The organism is Holdemanella sp., assembly GCF_056804935.1.
On the sequence record NZ_DBMEXE010000279.1, the window covers coordinates 1 to 1,691 of the forward strand.

The 1,691-nt window shown below is 33.4% G+C and carries 2 protein-coding genes; one reads left to right on the forward strand and one right to left on the reverse strand.

Going from position 1 to position 1,691, the window contains the following annotated elements; translation table 11 throughout:
* Positions 1–386: 386 nt before the first annotated feature.
* The gene (locus ACZQCL_RS09310) at positions 387–698 is read left to right on the forward strand and encodes a response regulator (RefSeq protein ID WP_482482995.1); all 312 of its coding nucleotides are present in this window, start codon (positions 387–389) and stop codon (positions 696–698) included.
* Between the two features lie 22 nt (positions 699–720).
* On the opposite strand, the gene ACZQCL_RS09315 is transcribed toward ACZQCL_RS09310, so the two are convergent.
* Positions 721–1,392: a Crp/Fnr family transcriptional regulator gene (locus ACZQCL_RS09315; protein ID WP_412345405.1), complete on the reverse strand. Its 672-nt coding sequence runs from the start codon at positions 1,390–1,392 to the stop codon at positions 721–723.
* Between the last annotated feature and the right edge of the window lie 299 nt (positions 1,393–1,691).

Here is a 1,691-nt window from a genome sequence, read left to right on the forward strand (position 1 = left end):
TCGCAATCGCAAAGCCAACTTTCCCATCGCCAACTACAATAATTTTCATATTTCCTCCAAAAAAAATAAATTCCGATACGGAATCTATCTCAAGTATAATACAAATCAATATTAAAAACTAGTGATACAGAAAATATGTTCAATCTCCTTGCATTTTCAATTCATAGTGATATACTAGGCTATGCTGGATAATCAAATTACCCTTTTACCGCTTATCCAGCGTTTCCTATTTCTTGAGCTGATTTACCCGATCAGCTCTTTTTTTCGTTTTACAATCGAGTATAATGCCCTTAGAAAGGTGCATGGTACGATACAAATGGAAAGTAAAGAAAATGTTGGTACAACCTTTAGGATAATTCTTCCTTTACAAATAGATCCAAACCCATTTGTTACAAGATCTAGGGTTTGATGTATCGACTACTCAAAATGAACAAGAAGCCCTTGATCAATTCAAAAAATCTAAGCTTTACACTTTTGATTATATTTTTATGGATATTATGATGCCAATTAAAAACGGTCTTGAAGCCACTCGAGAAATTCGTGTTTTGCCACGAAGAGATGCGAAAAGCGTACATATTCTTGCGATGAGTGCCAATGCATTTGAAAGTGATATTCAAGAATGCTTAAATGCAGGTATGGATGGACATATCGCAAAACCAATCACTATGGAACTATTAAAAGAAAAATTAGCGAAATGAAAAGGGTGAGATAATCACCCTTTTAGTCTGCATATGGCTTTAAATAATCTGCATTCAAAATTAAAATCTTATTATCGACTATACGAATTACATTCTCTTCTCTTAATCCACGCAAAATACGGTTGACACTATTTCTTGTAGAAATACCACAGAATCCTGCAATATCATCATTTGTGACCTGCATATCAATCAATATACCTTCCTCGTTTTCTTTTCCAAACAAAGAAATCAAATTATAAAGAAAGGCATAGATAGCGCCACTCTTTCCATTCATTGTCATACATTTTTGGCGATATAGAGCTCTTTGTAGATTCTCACGATAGTATGCCTCAACATATTCTTTTAATTTTTCATCTCGCTTTACAGCCCTTGAAAAATCTTCTCGACTTACCAAACAAAAAGATGCCTCTTCACTTTCAACACGAATTCTTATACGATACGCAACATCTTCACGAAGTGTGTCACACATTAACGAAAGAAGATCGGGTCCTTTGGCATAAGTTATATTATATTCACGTCCATCCTCTAAAATGGAACTCACCTTTACGACACCTTCCTTTAAGAAAATCATCTTTTCTAAACCGCACATTATAATATCATGGTTCTTTTTTGAAACAATTGGGACTTCCGTCTTTTCCAGATATTGAAGCACATAGTCACAATTCATCTTCGTCACCTCTATCATTATTTCCATTGTATCATACTTCAGTAGAATCTTGTTAGCAATTGATATTTATTATGGTACGTGTTCCTTACATATACAATTATGGACAATTGTTTTTGTATAATACACAACAAGATGATATACTTATTTTTGCTGGATAGCTTGTCCAAAAAGTAATTTGCATATCCAGTTTCCTATGAATAGAGCTGAATTATTTGCCACATCATCTAGTTAGTAGTTACGCATGAAAAATAAAATGGCTTAAATAAACAAAATCGGAAACTCTATTAAAGAATTTCCGATTTTTTTATGGGTTGAGAAGGCAATAT